This is a genomic window from Rhodanobacter lycopersici (assembly GCF_040812335.1).
Lineage (GTDB): Bacteria > Pseudomonadota > Gammaproteobacteria > Xanthomonadales > Rhodanobacteraceae > Rhodanobacter_A > Rhodanobacter_A lycopersici.
Map to the genome: position 1 here is coordinate 77,682 of NZ_JBFOHK010000001.1, position 18,692 is coordinate 96,373.

14 protein-coding genes and 1 tRNA gene are annotated in these 18,692 nt (G+C 68.1%); 9 read left to right on the forward strand and 6 right to left on the reverse strand.

Annotated elements, in window-relative coordinates; genetic code table 11:
* Positions 1-144: 144 nt before the first annotated feature.
* Positions 145-1,110 (reverse strand): thioredoxin-disulfide reductase, encoded by a 966-nt coding sequence (gene trxB, locus ABQJ54_RS00405; protein ID WP_367852305.1) that lies wholly within the window; start codon positions 1,108-1,110, stop codon positions 145-147.
* 310 nt (positions 1,111-1,420) lie between these two features.
* On the opposite strand from trxB, the gene ABQJ54_RS00410 reads away from it, so the two are divergent.
* The 3 genes from ABQJ54_RS00410 (at position 1,421) to ABQJ54_RS00420 (ending at position 5,227) form a co-directional block, all read left to right on the forward strand.
* Positions 1,421-3,748 carry a DNA translocase FtsK gene (locus ABQJ54_RS00410; protein WP_367852306.1) on the forward strand — a complete coding sequence of 776 codons (2,328 nt, stop codon included), beginning with the start codon at positions 1,421-1,423 and terminating at the stop codon, positions 3,746-3,748.
* 112 nt (positions 3,749-3,860) lie between these two features.
* Entirely contained in the window at positions 3,861-4,520 is a 660-nt protein-coding gene (gene lolA / locus ABQJ54_RS00415) for an outer membrane lipoprotein periplasmic chaperone LolA (RefSeq protein WP_367852307.1), read from the forward strand.
* A 17-nt stretch (positions 4,521-4,537) separates the two neighbouring features.
* Complete coding sequence (locus tag ABQJ54_RS00420) at positions 4,538-5,227, forward strand: YoaK family protein (protein WP_367852308.1); 690 nt, start codon at positions 4,538-4,540, stop codon at positions 5,225-5,227.
* A 39-nt stretch (positions 5,228-5,266) separates the two neighbouring features.
* Here the strand turns inward: ABQJ54_RS00420 and ABQJ54_RS00425 are convergent, their stop codons facing one another.
* Positions 5,267-8,299: a ligand-binding sensor domain-containing diguanylate cyclase gene (locus ABQJ54_RS00425; protein WP_367852309.1), complete on the reverse strand. Its 3,033-nt coding sequence runs from the start codon at positions 8,297-8,299 to the stop codon at positions 5,267-5,269.
* 871 nt (positions 8,300-9,170) lie between these two features.
* Between ABQJ54_RS00425 and ABQJ54_RS00430 the strand changes: the two genes are divergently transcribed.
* The 5 genes from ABQJ54_RS00430 (at position 9,171) to ABQJ54_RS00450 (ending at position 13,891) form a co-directional block, all read left to right on the forward strand.
* The gene (locus ABQJ54_RS00430) at positions 9,171-10,499 is read left to right on the forward strand and encodes a replication-associated recombination protein A (protein WP_367852310.1); all 1,329 of its coding nucleotides are present in this window, start codon (positions 9,171-9,173) and stop codon (positions 10,497-10,499) included.
* 187 nt (positions 10,500-10,686) lie between these two features.
* The gene (gene serS, locus ABQJ54_RS00435) at positions 10,687-11,967 is read left to right on the forward strand and encodes a serine--tRNA ligase (RefSeq protein WP_367852311.1); all 1,281 of its coding nucleotides are present in this window, start codon (positions 10,687-10,689) and stop codon (positions 11,965-11,967) included.
* Positions 11,964-12,341 carry an LrgA gene (locus ABQJ54_RS00440; RefSeq protein WP_367852312.1) on the forward strand — a complete coding sequence of 126 codons (378 nt, stop codon included), beginning with the start codon at positions 11,964-11,966 and terminating at the stop codon, positions 12,339-12,341. Before serS ends, ABQJ54_RS00440 begins: the two co-directional genes overlap by 4 nt.
* A gap of 44 nt (positions 12,342-12,385) precedes the next feature.
* Positions 12,386-12,475: transfer RNA gene (locus tag ABQJ54_RS00445), tRNA-Ser, on the forward strand.
* A 405-nt stretch (positions 12,476-12,880) separates the two neighbouring features.
* On the forward strand, positions 12,881-13,891 hold the full coding sequence (locus tag ABQJ54_RS00450; RefSeq protein ID WP_367852313.1) for a hypothetical protein: 1,011 nt from the start codon (positions 12,881-12,883) through the stop codon (positions 13,889-13,891).
* A 103-nt stretch (positions 13,892-13,994) separates the two neighbouring features.
* On the opposite strand, the gene ABQJ54_RS00455 is transcribed toward ABQJ54_RS00450, so the two are convergent.
* From ABQJ54_RS00455 to ABQJ54_RS00465, 3 genes are all read right to left on the reverse strand, one after another.
* Positions 13,995-14,456 (reverse strand): glycine zipper 2TM domain-containing protein, encoded by a 462-nt coding sequence (locus ABQJ54_RS00455; protein WP_367852314.1) that lies wholly within the window; start codon positions 14,454-14,456, stop codon positions 13,995-13,997.
* 120 nt (positions 14,457-14,576) lie between these two features.
* Positions 14,577-15,785: a cation:proton antiporter gene (locus ABQJ54_RS00460; protein ID WP_367852315.1), complete on the reverse strand. Its 1,209-nt coding sequence runs from the start codon at positions 15,783-15,785 to the stop codon at positions 14,577-14,579.
* A gap of 84 nt (positions 15,786-15,869) precedes the next feature.
* A complete protein-coding gene (locus ABQJ54_RS00465) occupies positions 15,870-17,339 on the reverse strand; it encodes an MFS transporter (RefSeq protein WP_367852316.1) in 1,470 nt (489 codons plus the stop codon).
* Positions 17,340-17,527: 188 nt separating this feature from the next.
* On the opposite strand from ABQJ54_RS00465, the gene rnk reads away from it, so the two are divergent.
* Positions 17,528-17,938, forward strand: coding sequence for a nucleoside diphosphate kinase regulator (gene rnk / locus ABQJ54_RS00470; protein WP_367852317.1), 411 nt, complete (start codon positions 17,528-17,530; stop codon positions 17,936-17,938).
* Between the two features lie 50 nt (positions 17,939-17,988).
* Here rnk and ABQJ54_RS00475 read toward each other — a convergent pair whose 3' ends face one another.
* Complete coding sequence (locus ABQJ54_RS00475) at positions 17,989-18,576, reverse strand: phosphatase PAP2 family protein (protein WP_367853537.1); 588 nt, start codon at positions 18,574-18,576, stop codon at positions 17,989-17,991.
* Positions 18,577-18,692: the final 116 nt, after the last annotated feature.

The following is an 18,692-nucleotide window of genomic DNA, read 5'->3' on the forward strand; positions in this document are numbered from 1 at the left end:
CAACAGCCAACCATCGTTCGCCCTGAGCGTAGGCCCGAAGGGCCGAAGTCGAAGGGGGGACTCTCCGCGGCGCTTCGACTGCGCTTGCTGTCGCAAGCTACGCTCAGCGTGAACGGAGTCGTTGGTGGATATCGGCAGCTTGCTTCAGCCCGCCGGCTTCTGCTGTTCCAGCCAGCGTTCGGCGTCCAGCGCGGCCATGCAGCCGAAGCCGGCCGAGGTGATCGCCTGGCGATACACGTGGTCGGCCACGTCGCCGGCGGCGAACACGCCGGGCACCGAGGTCATCGTGGCCATGCCGCTCTGGCCGCTGTGGATCCTGATGTAGCCGTCGTGCATGTCCAGCTGGCCTTCGAAGATGCCGGTGTTCGGCGTATGGCCGATCGCCACGAAGAAGCCGGTGGCGGCGATGTCGCGGGTGGCGCCGGAGTTGACGTCCTTCACGCGCACGCCGGTGACGCCGGAGTCGTCGCCCAGCACCTCGTCCACGGTGTGGTTCCACACCAGTTCGATCTTGCCGGCGGCGGCCTTCTCGAACAGCTTGTCCTGCATGATCTTCTCCGCGCGCAGCTTGTCGCGGCGGTGCACCAGGTAGACCTTGCTGGCGATGTTGGAAAGGTACAGCGCCTCCTCGACCGCGGTGTTGCCGCCGCCGATCACCACCACTTCCTGCTCGCGGAAGAAGAAGCCGTCGCAGGTGGCGCAGGCGGACACGCCCTTGCCCTTGAATTTCTCTTCGCTGGCGATGCCGAGGTACTTGGCGGTGGCGCCGGTGGACACGATCAGGGCGTCGGCGGTGTATTCGCCGGAGTCGCCCTTGAGGCGGAACGGGCGCTGCCTCAGGTCCACGGTGTGGATGTGGTCGAAGATCATCTCGGTATGGAAGCGCTCGGCGTGCTCGGCCATGCGCTGCATCAGCGCCGGGCCCTGCAGGCCCTCCACGTCGCCCGGCCAGTTGTCAACGTCGGTGGTGGTCATCAGCTGGCCGCCCTGCTGCAGGCCGGTGATCATGGTCGGCTTCAGGTTGGCGCGCGCGGCGTACACCGCCGCGGTGTAGCCGGCGGGGCCGGAGCCGAGGATCAGCAGGCGGGTGTGCTTGGGGGTGGCGGTCATGCGTAGGTTCCTCAGGGTGGCCGGCGGCTTGCGTGGCTATTCGCCACAGCCGCCGCGAAGGTTGCATCGCCGTGGCGGGCACGGATGCAGGCCAGCAAGGATGGGGAAGGCGGACGGCCGATTCAAGCCGTGGCGTGCCGATTCCCTCCGTCGTCCGGGAGAGTCGCGGCAGGCGCGCAAGTGCCTGATCGGAGGAAGCGGCTCACCCGCGCAGCGGACCTGCTGACCGGAAAATCGCCAGGAGGGCGGTTTTTCTGGATTCCCTGTGTAGACTTGCCGGGAATCCCGACAACCAAGGAAGCCCGTCCCGGTGGCGCGCAGCGCAAACGTCAAACAGAAGAAGGAAACGGTCGCCCTGAGCGACGAGTTGAAGCGCCGCCTGCGCGAGGCGGGGGCGCTGGTGCTGCTGCCGTTGGCGCTGTACCTGCTGGTGTGCCTGTTCAGCTACGACGCGCAGGATCCGAGCTGGTCGCACGTCGGCGCAGGGGCGCACGTGCACAACCTGGGCGGCACGGTGGGTGCCTATGTCGCCGACCTGTTGCGCTACCTGTTCGGTGGCGTGGCCTATTTCTTCCCCTTGCTGCTCTTGCTGCTCGGCGTGCAGGTGCTGCGCCAGCGCGGCGTGCAGCCGGTACATCCCTGGGAATCCTCGCTGCGCCTGATCGGTGCGGTGTTCTTCTTCATCACCGCGCCGGGCCTGTGCTGGCTCAATTTCCCGCAGAGCACGATGGCGCCGGAAGGCGCCGGCGGCGTGATCGGCCATGCGGTGGCACGCGGCCTGCTCGCCGCGTTCGGGGACAAGGGGGCGCCGCTGCTGCTGCTGGCGCTGTTCCTGGTGGCGGTGACGCTGGCCACCGGGCTGTCCTGGTTCAAGCTGATGGACTGGACCGGCAAGGGCGTGCTGATGCTGGGCGAATGGCTGCGCGGCAAGCTGCGCGAGGCGCCCGAGGTGCTCAAGGCGCAGCAGGCGCGCGCCGAGCGCGACACGGCGAAGAAGGTCGAGGCGGTGAAGCAGGCCAGGCGCGAGCCGGTGCGCATCGAGACGCCGCCCGCGCCGGTGGCCAAGAGCGAGCGCGCCAAGCTGGAAACGCAGATCCCGCTGTTCACCGGCGCCTCCGCGCCCGGCGAGCTGCCACCGCTGTCCCTGCTGGACGAGGCGCCGGAGCAGGGGCCGGGTTACTCGGAGGAAACCCTGGAAGTGCTGTCGCGCCAGGTCGAGCTGAAGCTCAAGGACTTCCGCATCGAGGCCAAGGTGGTGGGCGTGTACCCCGGCCCGGTGATCACCCGCTTCGAGCTGGAGCCCGCCGCCGGCGTGCGCGGCTCGCAGGTGTCGAGCCTGGACAAGGATATCGCGCGCGGCCTCTCCGTGGTCAGCGTGCGCGTGGTGGACGTGATCCCCGGCAAGAACGTGATCGGCCTGGAGATTCCCAACACGCGCAAGCAGATCGTGTACCTCTCCGAGATCCTGCGTTCGGACCGCTACGACCAGACCAAGTCGCCGTTGGCGCTGGCGCTGGGCAAGGACATCGGCGGCAAGCCGGTGGTGGTGGACCTGGCGAAGATGCCGCACCTGCTGGTGGCCGGCACCACCGGCTCGGGCAAGTCCGTCGCGGTGAACGCGATGGTGCTCTCGCTGCTGTACAAGGCGAGCCCGAAAGACGTGCGCATGATCATGATCGATCCGAAGATGCTGGAGCTCTCGGTGTACGAGGGCATCCCGCACCTGCTGGCGCCGGTCGTCACCGACATGAAGGAAGCCGCCAACGCGTTGCGCTGGTGCGTGGCCGAGATGGAGCGCCGCTACAAGCTGATGGCCGCGGTGGGCGTGCGCAACCTGTCGGGCTTCAACAAGAAGGTGAAGGACGCCGAGAACGCCGGCCAGCCGCTGCTGGATCCGCTGTTCCGCCCCAACCCCGAGATGCCGAACCTCGCCGCGGAGCCGCTGGAGCCGCTGCCCTACATCGTGATCATCATCGACGAGTTCGCCGACATGATGATGATCGTCGGCAAGAAGGTGGAGGAGCTGATCGCCCGCCTCGCGCAGAAGGCGCGCGCCGCCGGCGTGCACCTGGTGCTGGCCACCCAGCGCCCGTCGGTGGACGTGATCACCGGCCTGATCAAGGCCAACATCCCCACCCGCATCGCGTTCCAGGTGTCGAGCAAGATCGACTCGCGCACGATTCTCGACCAGTCCGGCGCCGAGGCGCTGCTCGGCCACGGCGACATGCTCTACCTGCCGCCCGGCACCGCCACGCCCGAGCGCGTGCACGGCGCCTTCGTGGACGACCACGAGGTGCACAACGTGGTGGCCTGGCTGAAGGCGCAGGGTGCGCCGCAGTACATCGAGGGCGTGCTGGAGGAAGTGCAGGCCACCGGCGACGGCAAGTTCATCAACGACGCCGGCCTGCCGCAGGAGGGCGAGGAAGGCGGCGACGCCGACGCCCAGCTCTACGACAAGGCCGTGGCCATCGTCACCCAGACCCGCCGCGCCTCGATCTCCGGCGTGCAGCGCCACCTGCGCATCGGCTACAACCGCGCCGCCCGCCTGATCGAGCAGATGGAGCAGGACGGCGTGGTCAGCGCCCCGCAGCACAACGGCAACCGCGAAGTATTGGCACCGCCGCCGCCGAAAGGCTGAGCGGCTTTCTCCCTCTCCCCGCCGGGGAGAGAGGCCGAAGCGTCGCATGCCGGAGCCAACGGTTAAGCCTTCCCCTCTACAATGCGCATATCGCATTGCGCACAGGGCTCCCATGAAACGCTTCACTATCGTCGTCGCCGCGTTCCTGTTGTCGCTGGCTGGCGCGGCCCAGGCCGCCACCGGCACGGCCCGCGCGCGGCTGGACGCCTTCGCCACGGGCCTGCATTCGCTCACCGGCAGCTTCACCCAGACCCTGGTCGATCCGAACGGCAATGCCGGCAAGACCAGCGCCGGCACGCTGGCGCTGGAGGCGCCGCGGCAGTTCCGCTGGGAAACCGCCACGCCGTACAAGCAGACCATCGTGGCCGACGGCAGCCGCGTGTGGATGTACGACCCCGAACTGGAGCAGGTCACCGTGCGCATCCAGAGCAGCGAGGAGGCGCACAGCCCGCTCACCGTGCTCACCGACCTCAAGCAGATGGACAAAGAGTTCAAGGTCACCGAGCAGGGCGAGCACGATGGCCTGGCATGGCTGCGCCTCACCTCCACCGCGAAGGATCCGCAGTTCGCCTATGCCGACCTCGGCTTCGACGCGAGCGGCCTGGCGCGGATGACCTTCAAGGACCAGCTCGGCTCCACCACCGACATCCGCTTCTCGAACTGGCAGCGCAACGTGGCGATTCCGCCAACGGTGTTCAACTTCGTGCCGCCCAAGGGCGCCGACGTGATCGGTGACGCGCCGGTGCTGCAGGTGCAGCCGCTGAAGAACTGAGCAAAGAGGCTGCGCTGATGCCCGTCCTGCGCCAATTGCCGCGTTGGGCCTGGTTCGGCACGGCCGTGCTGGCCTTTATCGCTGGCCAGGTCAATGCGGTGGGCTATCTGAGCTTCAGGCACGAATCCATCAGCAACATGACCGGCAACACCAGCCTGCTCGGCATCGCGCTGGGCCAGGGCGATGCCGGCGAGGCGGTGCACTGGGCGCTGGCCATCGCGGCCTTCGTGCTCGGCACCATGCTGAGCGGCATGATCGTGCAGCAGAGCACGCTGAAACTCGGTCGGCGCTATGGCGTGGCGCTGGTGCTGGAGTCGTTGCTGCTGCTTGCCGCCGTGCCCCTGCTCGACGCCTCCCGTTCCGCGGGGCTGTACCTGGCATCGGTCGGCATGGGGTTGCAGAACGGCATGGTCAGCGCCTACAGCGGTGCGGTGATCCGCACCACCCACGTCACCGGCATCTTCACCGACCTGGGCATCTACCTGGGCCACCTGTTGCGTGGCCTGCCGGTGGACAGGTTGCGTCTGCGCGTCTGCGTGCTGGTGGCGACCAGCTTCATGCTCGGCAGCGCCGCCGGTGCCGGCCTGTTCCGGGCGATGCACGAACACAGCCTGCTGATCCCCGCGGCGCTCACCGGGGCCTGCGGCCTGGGCTACGGGCTGTATCGCCAATATGCGCCGGGCACGACAGGCCCTGCCGGCGAATGACTGCGTCGCCCGGGGTGCGACTGGAGGCTGCGAACGGGCTCAGCCTGCCAGCGAGCAGCAGTCGCGGCCGCGGTGCTTGGATGCGTAGAGTGCGCTGTCGGCGCGCGACAGCCACGAGGTCATGCCCTCGCCAAGCCTGAGTTCGGCGACGCCGATGCTCACCGTGATGGTGATGGCATGGCCTTCGTGCCATATGCGCGTGCCGCGCAGCGACAGGCGGATCTGTTCGGCGATCGCCATGGCCTGCTCGCTGGAGTTGTTCGGCAGGCAGAGCACCAGTTCCTCGCCACCGTAGCGGCCGACCAGGTCGCCGGCACGCAGCTGCTGGCAGATCACGCCGGCCGTAGCGCGCAATACCTCGTCGCCGGCGAGGTGGCCGTACTCGTCGTTGATCCGCTTGAAGCGATCCAGGTCCAGCAGCGCGATGCACGCCGGCACCGAACCGGTGGTGCGACGCACGCCCTCGGCCAGCTTGAGGAAGCGGCGACGATTGCAGACGCCGGTCAGCTCGTCGGTGCCGGCCAGCAGGTCCAGGCGACGGTTGGCCGCGCGCAGCTCGCGGGTATGCTCGTCGATCTGCGCCTGCAGTTGCACGGCGCGGCGGCGCAGGTAGATCGTGCGCAACTGCACCAGCAGCACGACCAGCGCCAGCAGCAGCACGATGACCAGCAGGCGCGCCCACAGGGTCTCGTACCACAGCGGCGCCACGGTGATGGCCAGTGTGCTCTCGGCCATGTGCGCATGCAGGCCACGCGGCACGGCTCGCAGTTGCAGCACGTAGTGGCCGTGCGGCAGGTTGGTGTAGATCGCGCTGGGTGTGGCGCCCTTGGGCACCTCGATCCAGGCGTCGTCGAAGCCGACCATGCGATAGCTGTAGGTGGTCTCCTGCAATCCCTGGTAATCGAGCAGGGAGAAGTCGACCCGCAGGCTGCGTTCATGCGCGGACAGCGCGATCACGCCGTGGTTGTCGGGCAGGTGACCGAATGGCAGCGGGTGTCCGTTGACCAAGGCATTGGTGATGCGCAGCGGGACCGGGGGAGTGCCGGACCTGTGCCACAGCGGCCGGATCACGGTGAGGCCGCCGAGACCGCCGAACAGCAGCGTACCGTCGGGCATGCGCGCGGCAGCGGCGTAGATGTAGCTGGAGATGCGCTGGCCATCGCGGATGCCGAGATTGCGGATGCGCAGGCTGCGACCATCGACCACGGAAATGCCGTTGGAGCTGCTCACCCAGAGGTTGCCGGCATCGTCGGGCAACAGGGCGGTGATCTTGTCGCTGGCCAGCCCGGCGGCCGTGCCGAGTCGCTGGAAACGGTAGGGCGGAGCGTTTCCGCGCGGCAGCATGGCAAGGCCGCCGAGCGTGCCTGCCCACACGCGCTTGCGCGTGTCGACGGCGATGGAATCCACCAGGTTCTGCGGCAGGCTGGCGGGATCGCCGTCGCGCTGGGACAGATTCACGAAGTCGCCGGTCTGCAGCGGATCGTTCGCGATGCTGACGCCGTTGTTGGTGGCGTACCACACCGCCGTGCCGACGCGCGCGATCTGGCGCACGGTGTCGTTGGTCAGGCTGCCGGGCTGATTGGCGACATGGCGGTAATGGACCAGCTGGCCGTTGCGCGTGTCGTAGCGGTACACGCCGTTGTAGGTGCCGATCAGCATGTAGGAGTCCAGGCGCAGCAGGCTCAGCACCGGGGTGTCGCCCAGGGCGGGCAGGATCGAGTCGCGCACGGCCAGCGTGTCGGGATCGATCTGCGCCACGCCCTGGGTGCCGATCCAGATCGAGCCGTCGGGCGCCTCGGCCAGGCTCTGCACGTCGCGGCGCAGCTGCTTGCCGGTCAGCCGCAGGTGGCGCACGGTGGCGGTGACCGGGTCGATGATGTCGATCTCGCCCGCCGCCATGCCCAGCCAGATCCGGCCGCGCGCATCGACATGGATGCTGCGCACGTTGGGGTTGGCCAGCGAGTGGGCGGTATCCGCCGAGGGCAGCAGCGAGAACGCGATGTCGGCCCTGGCGTTGCTGCGTGCCGCGCCGAGGTCGGTGGCCGCCCAGACGCTGCCGGTGTGCCCCAGCAGCAGCGCGCGCACGGAGTTGCCGGGCAGCGAGGAGGGCAGCGAAGTGTCGTGGTCGAGCACGCGCGTATCGGCGTCGCCCGGGGTATAGGTCACGATGCCGTCGCCGTCGGTGGCGATCCATATCCGGCCCGGCGCCACTTCGAGGAAGTCGCGCACGGTCGCCTGCCGCGCCGCGCCGTCGTAGCCGCTGAAACCGGGGACCGTGCGCCAGCTGCCGCCGGCTTCGCGATAGACGGCCCCCATCTGCACGCTGCCCACCCACAGTCGCCCTTCGGCGTCTTCGCGCACGGCCCAGATCTCGTCGTGCAGCACCTTGTCGACCACGCCTGCGGGATGGTCAGGCCGCACGAAGTCGTGGCTGCCCGCGTAACGCACGAACAGGCCGTTGTTGCTGCCCAGCCACAGGTTGCCGGCACGGTCCTGGTACACGGTGAAGTTGCGCGGAGCGACCCGCGTCCCGATGTCCACCGCCTCGATGCGGTTGCTGCGCAGGTCCAGGTGGTCCAGTCCGCTGTCGGTGGCGATCCACACACCTTGCCCGCCGTCCGGCGCCAGGGCATAGATCTTCCGGTTGCTGGTGCCGCCCGGGCCGACCGGGTAGCTGTGGAAGCGCCCGGTCTGCGGATCGAAGCGCGCCAGTCCCCCGGCATTGGTACCCACCAGCAGGCCGCCATCCGGCAGCGCCAGCAGGCTGCGCACGTAGGTGTCGGGCAGGCCGGCGGCCGCGGCGTCGGCCAGCTCGAACACCTGCACGCGATAACCGTCGTAGCGCACCAGGCCACCCATGGTGCCGATCCAGATCAGACCGTCGCGATCCTGCGCCAGCGCGGTGGTGATGGAATGGGGCAGGCCTTCGGCCATTCCCACGTCGTCGAACCACTGTCGCTCCAGCGGCCGCCAGGGATCGGGGATGCCGGCTGCGCGCAGGCCCGCCAGGGGCAGCAGCATCAGCAGGGCGAGCAGGGCCGCGCGCATGCCCGCACCACGTTTCACACGCATGCCTCCGGCTTGCCGCCACGCTTTCGGCGATGGCGGAGCGGGTCAGCATGACGGTGGATTCCCCCGCACATGAGCGGCTCCTTGCGTGGTGCGCCGTTCCTGCCCGCATCATAGCCGGCGCGGCCATGATCCGGGCAGGCAGGCCCGGGGGCGTGCGCAACGGAACCCCGGGACGGGCACGCTGAGCGTCCCTCGCCCGCCTCCGGTTCGGGCGCACCCGACGCCCCCGCATCCGCGTCGCCGCGAGGCACGCCATTGCTCCGGAGGGCGACCTGTCTGGACCTGGCGATTTCATGCCAGACTCGGCCCGGACAGGGAAGGTGAGGGAACAGGCGCATGTACGCAGCATGGGCGATCGCCGGTGCGATCATCGGCAGCCTCGTGGGGCGGGGCGTTTTCGGGGCAGTCGCAGGACTCGCAGCGGGGTTGCTGTGGGCCCGCACTTCCAGGCTCCGTCGCGACCTGGATGCCGCCACCCGTCGCCTCGACGGGCTGGAGTCGAAAGCGGCATCCGCTGCCCCAAAGCCCAGGCACGACGAAGGCATCGACTGGCACGCCATCGCCGCAGCCCGGGCCACCCAGCCCGGTCAGCCGGAACCGGGCCCGACGCCGGTCACCGTCGTGGGGGATGTCCGCCCTGTCTCGCCGATGCAGGCGCCCGCCCCGGCGCACGACGTGCCTCCCCCTGTTCCGCCCGGGCGCGGCAGCCGGCACCGGCGATGGCGCCGCGTCCGCCGGCGGCCCTCCCGTTCGCCGATCGCATGGCGGCCAGCCTGCTACGCAAGTCCGCGCCGCCGGGTTCCGGCGGCCCTTGAGGCAACATGTACGGCGAGCGCGCGATAATGCGCGTTCACCGGACACATCGAGCCCCATGTTGCCCCAGTCTCCCGGCCTGTTCGCCGAACCCGAAGCGTTGAAGCCCCTGGCCGAACGCATGCGTCCCCGCTCCCTCGACGAGGTGGTGGGGCAGGTGCGCGTGGCGGGCGAGGGCAAGCCACTGCGCCGTGCGCTGGAAGCAGGGCGCGTGCATTCCATGATCCTGTGGGGACCGCCCGGTTGCGGCAAGACCACGCTGGCCCTGCTCGTGGCGCGCTATGCCGACGCCGATTTCCGCGCCATTTCCGCGGTGATGAGCGGCCTGCCCGAGGTGCGCAAGGCGCTGGCCGAGGCCGAAGGCAATTTCGCCCAGGGGCGGCGCACCGTGCTGTTCGTGGACGAGGTGCACCGCTTCAACAAGGTCCAGCAGGACGCCTTCCTGCCGCACATCGAGCGCGGCGTGATCCTGTTCGTGGGCGCCACCACCGAGAACCCCTCGTTCGAGCTGAACTCCGCGCTGCTTTCGCGCTGCCGCGTGCACGTGCTGGAGGCGGTGGCGGCGGACGACATCGTCGCCGCGCTCAAGCGCGCGCTGGCGGACGCGGAGCGCGGCCTCGGCGCGCAGCAGCTGCAGGTGGACGACGCCTCGCTGCAGCTGATCGCCCAGGCCGCCGACGGCGACGTGCGCCGCGCGCTCACCCTGCTGGAAATCGCCGGCGAACTGGCCGAAGGCGGCCGCATCGACCAGGCCACGCTGGAACAGGTGCTGGCCGACCGCACGCGCCGCTTCGACAAGCAGGGCGAGCAGTTCTACGACCAGATCTCGGCGCTGCACAAATCCGTGCGTTCGTCCGACCCGGATGCCGCCGTGTACTGGCTCACGCGCATGCTCGACGGCGGCTGCGATCCGCGCTACCTCGCGCGCCGCATGACCCGCATGGCAGTGGAGGACGTGGGCCTGGCAGAACCGCGCGCCTGGCGCATGGCGCTGGACGCCTGGGACACCTTCGAGCGCCTCGGCAGTCCCGAGGGCGAGCTGGGCCTGGCCCAATTGGCGATCTGGCTGGCGGTGGCGCCGAAGAGCAACGCCGCCTACCAGGCCTTCAACGCCGCCCGTGCCGCGGTGCGCGAGACGGGCACGCTGGACGTGCCGATGCACCTGCGCAACGCGCCCACCAAGCTGATGAAGGGCCTGGGCTACGGCAAGGGCTACCAGTACGACCACGACGCCGAAGGCGGCATCGCGCTGGACCAGCAATGCCTGCCCGACGAACTGGACGGCACCGTGTTCTACGAACCGGTGGAACGCGGGCTGGAGCTGCAGCTGCGCGAGAAGTTGCTGGCGCTGCGGGAAGCCCGCCGCAAGGCACGCGGCAAACGCTGATACCCGTGCCCGCGCGCGTAGGAGCGGCTTCAGCCGCGATCGGCGTGTGTTGCGGAAATCGCGGCTGAAGCCGCTCCTACGGCGTCGTGTCGTGCACGGGGCGCGCTCCCGTAAAGCGCCTCGCATTGCGACAGATCGCGCGCGGCGGCGATAATCGCGACCTTCGACCGCCTTCCGGACCCGCCTCATGCTCGACCCCGCCCTGCTGCGTTCGCGCCTCGCCGAAACCGCGGCGCGCCTCAAGGAAACCCGCGGCTTCGAGCTCGACGTGTCCGCCGTGGAGGCGCTGGAAAACGAGCGCAAGCGGCTCGCCACCGAGACGCAGGAGCTGCAGAACCTGCGCAACACCCGCTCCAAGGCGATCGGCCAGGCCAAGGCCAAGGGCGAGGACACCGCGCCGCTGATGGCCGAAGTCGCCGGCATCGGCGACAAGCTCAAGGCCAACGAGGCCGCACTGGCCGAGGTGCAGGCGAGGCTCGCCGACATCGCGCTGGGCATCCCCAACCTCCCGCACGAGTCCGTTCCGCTGGGCAAGGACGAGAGCGAGAACGCCGAGCAGCTGCGCTGGGGCACGCCGCGCAGCTTCGACTTCGAGGTGAAGGACCACGTCGATCTCGGCGCCCGCCACGGCTGGCTGGATGCCGACGCCGGCGCCAAGCTCTCCGGCGCGCGCTTCACCGTGCTGCGTGGCCAACTGGCGCGGCTGCACCGCGCGCTCGCGCAGTTCATGCTCAACCTGCACAGCGGCGAGCACGGCTACCTCGAGTGCAACGTGCCGCTGATCGTCAACGCCGAGACCATGCAGGGCACCAGCCAGCTGCCGAAGTTCGAGGACGACCTGTTCAGCACCCGGGTGGGCGACAGCAAGCGCTACCTGATCCCCACCGCCGAGGTGGCGCTGACCAATCTCGCCGCTGACAGCATTGTCGAGGCCGATGCGTTGCCGATGCGGCTCACCGCACATTCCATGTGCTTCCGCGCCGAGGCCGGCAGCTACGGCCGCGACACCCGCGGCATGATCCGCCAGCACCAGTTCGAGAAGGTGGAAATGGTGCAGATCGCGAAGCCCGAGGAATCGCACGCGCAACTGGAGGAAATGGTCGGCCATGCCGAGAAGGTGCTGCAGCTGCTCGGCCTGCCGTACCGCAAGGTGCTGCTGTGCACCGGCGACATGGGCTTCGCCGCGATCAAGACCTACGACCTCGAAGTGTGGCTGCCCAGCCAGAACACCTACCGCGAGATTTCCTCCTGCTCCAACTGCGGCGATTTCCAGGCCCGCCGCATGCAGGCGCGCTGGCGCAACCCCGCCACCGGCAAGCCCGAGCTGGCGCATACGCTCAACGGCTCCGGTCTCGCCGTCGGCCGCACCCTGGTGGCGGTGATGGAGAACTACCAGAACGCCGACGGCTCGATCACCGTGCCCGAAGCGCTGCGCCCGGCCATGGGCGGGCAGGAGCGCATCGCGTGAACGCGCCTGGCGAGCGCGGCTGGGACAAGGTCGAGTACTGGAGCAGCTACTTCCTGCTCGCGGTGCTCGGCTCGGTGATCCTCACCCGCCTCGGCTTCGCCACCGTGTGGTCGGTGCCCACGCTCGACATCGTGCTCGGCAGCATCGCGTTGCTGCTGATCTTCGCCAGCCCCTGGATCGCCCGCCGCCGCCGCGCCCTGCGTATAGGCATCGTGGCCTACGCCACCGCTACACAGCTAGTGCCGATGTCGATTCGCCATCCTGCCGTGCTGCTGCCGCTGCTCGGCGCACTGATCCCGGTCGCCATCACGATCTGGGCACTGGTGGCGCTGTCGCACAAGGGCCGCGCGGGGCAGGGGGCAGGGCATACCTGATAGGATGCGCGCTAGCTGCGATAGGCCAGCCAGCAGAGCAATTCGGAGAGATGGCCGAGCGGTTTAAGGCACCGGTCTTGAAAACCGGCGAAGGGTCAAACCTTCCGTGGGTTCGAATCCCACTCTCTCCGCCATCTCTATGCAGTAAGTGAATCTGTCCTGTTCTTATCCACCCTGCGCCAGTGCCACAGTCTGACCCAAGTGGAGCTGGCCGAACGGCTGGGGCGACCCCAAAACTACGTGACCTCGGTGGAGAGGGATGCCATCCGCCTGGATGGGCTGCAACTGCGCGATTGGTGCCAAGTCTGCGGGGAGAATCTCGTGGTGTGGGCCACCGAGATCGAGCAGACATTGGCTGGTCCAAGCAAGAGCAGGCGAAAGGCTTCAAAATAGACGAGTCGCCCAATGGGGGCGCGACGGGTCTGTGCCATTTCTGATTGTCATAGATGCTGACAGCGGGCGTCAGACGTGACTGACGTCCGCCGTTATCTAGCAGGAAAGGCAGAGAGAAGCAGCCATCAACAGGGTTCGTCAGCACGATGGAAGACAAGCCGCCATTCCGTGATGAACTCGCGATCAAGTTTCGAGCGGACATCGAGACGATCGCCGCATCGTTGATCCGCTTTTGCGGATTGACCCATTCCATGGCCATCCAACATCTGGATAGGGCTCTCCTGCGGTGGTTGGATTTCCGGCTTCGGTTTGTGGATCCGAAACCTCGCCCGTTGGTGTATTCAAGGAGTTTTCCGAAGCGTCTGTCGGGTGAAGTCGGACGCGAGCTTGGTGCGTTTGAACAGCGCAGTCTGGCCGGTGAGGATCTCAACCCTTTTCAGGGAAAAGGCTTGACCAAGCATCACGACACCAGTGGCACCAAGCGGCAACACAGAACGGATCTCTTATGGGCAGAATGGGGTATCCATCACTTTCACCTCGCGCCACCAGCTAATGGGGCCGGCCAATACTATTCAGGACGTTCCAAACAACTGCTGTTTGTCGTCGTGTTCGACAACGCGATTGCGTGTCTTGACATCGGAACCCATGGAGCCATGGAGAACCGGGCACTGGTCGAGGCGTTCGTGCACAGCTGGCCCAAGGAGGCGGAACGCTTTCGTTTGAAGGGGGTCCTCCCTTCAACGTCACCGTTTCAGGAGGAGGACATCAAAAAACTCCGAGTCGCAGGTGTTTCGTCCTATGTCGTCGTGGACGGCGCGGTGTATGTGCCCGGAGGAATCACTACCGCGTCAACGCCAACGCGGGTTACGTTGGCTTCTAACCAAGTGGCCATGGGAGTGAATGCGATTGCACAAATCGGGATCAGCGAAGTCATCCGCGACCGAGGGGATTGGGGGGAAGTTGATTTGCCCCATCTCAGCTTGGCGTTGACGCCTCGGGGAATCGGGATTTGCGATGATCGAAGCAACAAGTGTTGGCGATTGCCCAGGGCAACAGGGAAATGGACCAATCATCCAGTGGCGCGCTGGCATGACCTAATGCTTCCGGAATGGATCGAGGGGAAGGTGGCAGAGGCTGTCGCGAAAGCGAGTGGTTGAGGCATCCAAGAACAGGGTCGGAGGAAATTAAATACCGCCCCCTGGGCCATCCAAACAAAACGCCCCTCTCGGGGCGTTTCGTCTTTCCACGGCCCGGCAACCCTCACCGTATCCGCGTGATGTTCCCGTTCGCGTCCACCTGCACCAGGTCGCCCTGGCGGATGCCGCTGGCGTCCTTGACCTGGATGTTCTGGTAGCTGCCGTTGCCCATCCTGATGCGCACGAGCCAGCTGGTGTTGCTGCCGGTGTTGTTGCCGATCGCGTGGCCGGCGAAGCCGCCGCCCACGGCGCCGCCCACGGTAGCGAGCTTCTTGCCGTTGCCCTTGCCGACCTGGTTGCCGAGCACGCCGCCGGCAATGGCGCCGATGATCGCGCCGGCGGTGCCGTGGCCGCCGCCCTGGGTGATGTTCTGTTCCACGCGCTGCACGGTGCCGCACTGGTCGCAGCGCAGGTAGATGCCGTCGTTGCGCACGAGCACGCCGCTGCTTTGCGCGGCGGCAGTGCCGCTGGCGGCAACGCCGAGCATGGCGGTGAGGGAAAGGGCGAGCAGGGACTTGGCGTTCATGGGAGCTCCTTGGGTGAACGGCGCGGAATCGGTGCGACCGGGCGCAAGTTTATGCTGCGGCTGCCCGCACGAGGCGTGAACGAGGTCGCCGGATGTCATGTCCGGCAGATCCTGTCGGCATCATCGTGACGATACATCCGTTCCGGCCGCGCTGTCGTTTGCCGGCGCGTGCCGCAGCAGCCAGGCCAGTACCGGCGGCGTCACCATCGCGGTGAGCAGGGACATCGCCACGATGATCGCGTAGACGCGGTTGCTGAACACGCCGGCGGCGAGGCCGAGGCTGGCGATCACCACGCCCACTTCGCCGCGCGGCACCATGCCGAAGCCCACGATGGTGGCGCCACGCCTGCCCAGCGACAGGGCGCCGAGGCCACCGCCGACCAGCTTGGAAACGATGGCGATCACGGTGACCACCAGCAGCATCCACAACGCGTCGGCACTGGCCAGTTCGTGCAGGTCGATCTTGCTGCCGGTGACCACGAAGAAGAACGGGGTGAGCAGGGCCAGCAGCGGCTGGGTCTGCTGTTCCAGCGTGTGCTGCTGGCGGGTTTCCGAGGCGATCATGCCGGCGAGGAAGGCGCCGATGATCGCGGCGAGGCCGAACAGGGTGGAGACGTAGGCCAGGCCCAGGCACAGCGCCAGCGCGATCAGCAGCGGCGACTGCGCGTGGCGCGGCTTGTCCAGCCAGCTGGAATTCCAGCGCATCACCCGCGTACCGCCCCAGCCGATCACCGCGATGAAACCCACCGCTTCGCCCAGCACCACCAGCAGATGGCCGGGTTGGAAGCCTTCGCCGCCCTGCAGCGACACCACGACGCCCAGCAGCAGCATGGCGAGGATGTCGTCGATCACCGCGGCGCCCAGGATCACCTTGCTTTCCGTCCGCTGCAGCGCGCCCAGCTCCTGCAGCACGCGCGCGGTGATGCCGGCCGAGGTGGCGACGAAGGCGGCGGCCACGAACATCGACTTGTCCCAGCCGAAACCGCTGCCGTGCGCCCACAGCGCGCCCATGCCGAACGGCACGATCACGCCGATCACGCCGACCAGGAAGGCCGCCTTGCCGACCTTCTTCAGGTCCTCCAGCCGCGTTTCCAGGCCCACCGAGAACAGCAGCAGCACCACGCCGACCTCGGCCAGCACGTCCAGCGGCGTGCCGGTGGCGACCTGTTCCGGTGTGATCCAGCCCAGCAGCGAGGGACCGACCACGCAGCCGGCGGCGATCTCGCCGACCACGCCGGGCAGCTTCAGCCGCTGCGCGACCTCGCCGCCGACCTGCGCGGCGACGAACACGATGAACAGGGTGAGCAGGATGTCACTGGCGTGATGCATGCGACGCGTCCAGGCGAATGCGAAGCCTGCATGCTACATGCTGCCCGTGCAGGGCTGGCCGGAGTATCCCGGTCTGCGCGGCGTTCAGCCGGTCGAGGGCAATGCCTCGGCCGGGCGGTCGGGGCGCAGCCGGCCGAACACGCGGCTGGCGGCGGCGGTGATCAGGCCCAGCAGCACTACGGTCCAGCGGAACGAGACCACGAAATCCTCGGCCGTGTGCCCGCGCAACAGCGCCTGCATCAGCAGGGTGGAGAGGGCGATGCCGAAGCTCATCGCCAGGTACTGCACGGTGGAAGCCATCGACGAGGCCATCGAGGCGTGGCGGATGTCCAGGTCGTTGTAGATCAGCGTGTTCATGGTGGTGTACTGCAGGCCGGTGAAGCAGCCATAGCCGAACGTGAGCGTGGCGATCAGCCAGGCCGGCGTGCCTGGCCCGAACAGCGCGAACGCGGCCAGCAGCATCGCCACGATCAGGGTGTTGCCCAGCAGCAGGCGGCGATAGCCGTAGTGCACCAGCACGCGGTTGATCACCCACTTCGCGGCGATCGAGCCCAGCGCCTGCGGCACCATCATCAGGCCCGCCGCCAGCGGCGACCAGCCGCAGCCTACCTGCAGGAACAGCATCAGCAGCAGGAACATGCCGGAGATGCCCAGCCGGGTGGACAGGCCGCCGGCCAGCGCCACCGACACGCTGCGCACGCGCAACAGGGAGAGATCCGCCACCGGATGCTCCGTGCGCCGGCTGTGCCAGATGTAGACCACGCCGAGCAGCAGGGCGATGCCGCCGCAGGCGGCGATTTCCAGCCACGGCACCGGGTCGGCGCCGGCCAGTTCCGATGCGGCGAGCAGCAACGCGGAGGCGGCGGCGAACAGCAGGAAACCGGTAAGGTCGAAGGGATTGGCGTGGTCCAGCCGGTATTCCGGCATGTCGCGCCGGTTCATCCACACGCCGGCGATCGCCACCGGCACGTTGATCAGGAAGATCAGCCGCCACGAGGTGTATTCCACCAGCGCGCCGCCCAGCAGCGGGCCCAGCACCGAGCCGAGCAGGCCGAAGGTGGCCACCGTGCTCATCGCGCCCACGAATTCGCGCTTGTCGATGCTGCGCACCAGCACGTAGCGCCCCACCGGCATCAGGGCGGCGCCACCCACGCCTTGCAGCACGCGCGCGGCCACCAGTTGGGCCAGCGTCTGCGACAGTCCGCACAGCAGCGAGCCGAGGCCGAACAGCACGATCGCGGCACCGAACACGCGGCGCGTGCCGAAGCGGTCGCACAGCCATGGGCTGGCCGGGATCAGGATCGCCAGGGTCAGCACGTAGCTGGTCAGCGCGCTGCGCATGCCCAGCGGGGTTTCCCTGAGCGCGTCGGCCATTGCCGGCACCGCGGTGTTGACCACGGTGGAGTCCAGCGCCTGCATGAAGAATGCCGCGGCCACCAGCCAGAGCAGGCCGCGATAGCGCTGACGCGAGGAGATTTCCGGCTCCGCCTTGAGCGTGGTCGCCGCTGCGGCGGCATCGGCGGGGGGAAGAGACTCGGCGGCTTGCTGTGGCATTGCGCCAATGATAGCTGCTATGACAGCTTGCTTTCCGCCGCGATCCTGCGCAAAGTCAGCCTTGTTTCATCGATCGCCACCCCAAGATTCTGGGTGGTGGTACAACCAGGACCACTGCGCGCCGGGGTGCCCATCGCCCCGGCGCGTGTTTTTGCGCGACCCGCTTTGCTTGCGACAGGACAAGGACCATGAGCCGCAAACCCGCCATCACCGTTTCCCGCCTCGACCTGGAGCGAATCGAGGCTCTGCTCGATCGCCTGCCGCCAGAGCTGGCGGCGGCCCATGCCGCGTTGCGTGAGGAACTGGATCGCGCCGCGGTGCTGGAACCTGCCGAGATGCCGGGCAACGTGGTGACGATGAACTCCACCGTCAGCTTCACCGACGAGGAAGGCGCCGCGCCACTGCGGATGACCCTGGTCTACCCGAACGCGGCCGGCAAGCCCGGCACGGTGTCGATCCTGGCGCCGGTGGGCAGTGCGCTGCTGGGGTTGGCCAAGGGCAGGCACATCGACTGGCCCACGCCGGACGGCCGCAAACGTCGCCTCACCGTGCTGTCGGTCGACTACCAGCCCGAGGCGGCGGGGGAGCTGCACCGCTGAGGGCGCCCGGCGTCATTCCGGCCTGCGCCGGAATGACGTGCCAGCCGCCCCTACGGCTTGAAGTGGTGCACGAAACCGACCTGGAAGCCGCCCGGCAGCCAGCCGATGATCAGTGACGACTTCCGGTGCGCGGCCCAGATGCCCACGCCCGCACCCAGCGCGGCGCCGGCCAGCACGTCGGTCTGCCAGTGGCCGCGCGTCTTCATGCGCGCCACGGCGTCGTAGGCCGGCAGCAGCGCCAGCGCATAGACCGCGGGGTGGTCGGGGCCGTAGTTCACCATGAACGGCGTCACCGCGGCAGTGATCGCGGTGACCTCGCCGCTGGGAAAGCTCTGCGCGTGGATGCCCTGGAAAAAGCGGTCCGGGTCGGACGTCTGCGAGGGGCGCTCGCGCTGGAACGTGTACTTCAGCGCCTGCGCGCCGATGCCGGAGATCACCATCGCGTCCACCGAACGCCAGAACGTGTCGCCCAGCTCGTCCTGGTCGCCGAAGGCCAGCGCACCGCCGGCCACCGTCACGATGCTGCCGTACATCAGGATGTTCTGATTGCTGCGCTTCCAGATGCCGCTGTTGTCGTAATGCAGGCGGTGATCGATGCCCAGCGGACCGCCGCTGGCGAAGGCTGGGGCGGACAGCATGAAGAAGGTCAGCAGGCCGGCCGCACCACGCAGGCTGCGCATCGGATTACCCTCCCGGCGGCCAGGCGCGGGACCGCCTTGAGCGGACAGCCTGCGCCCGCCGGCTTTTGATTCGC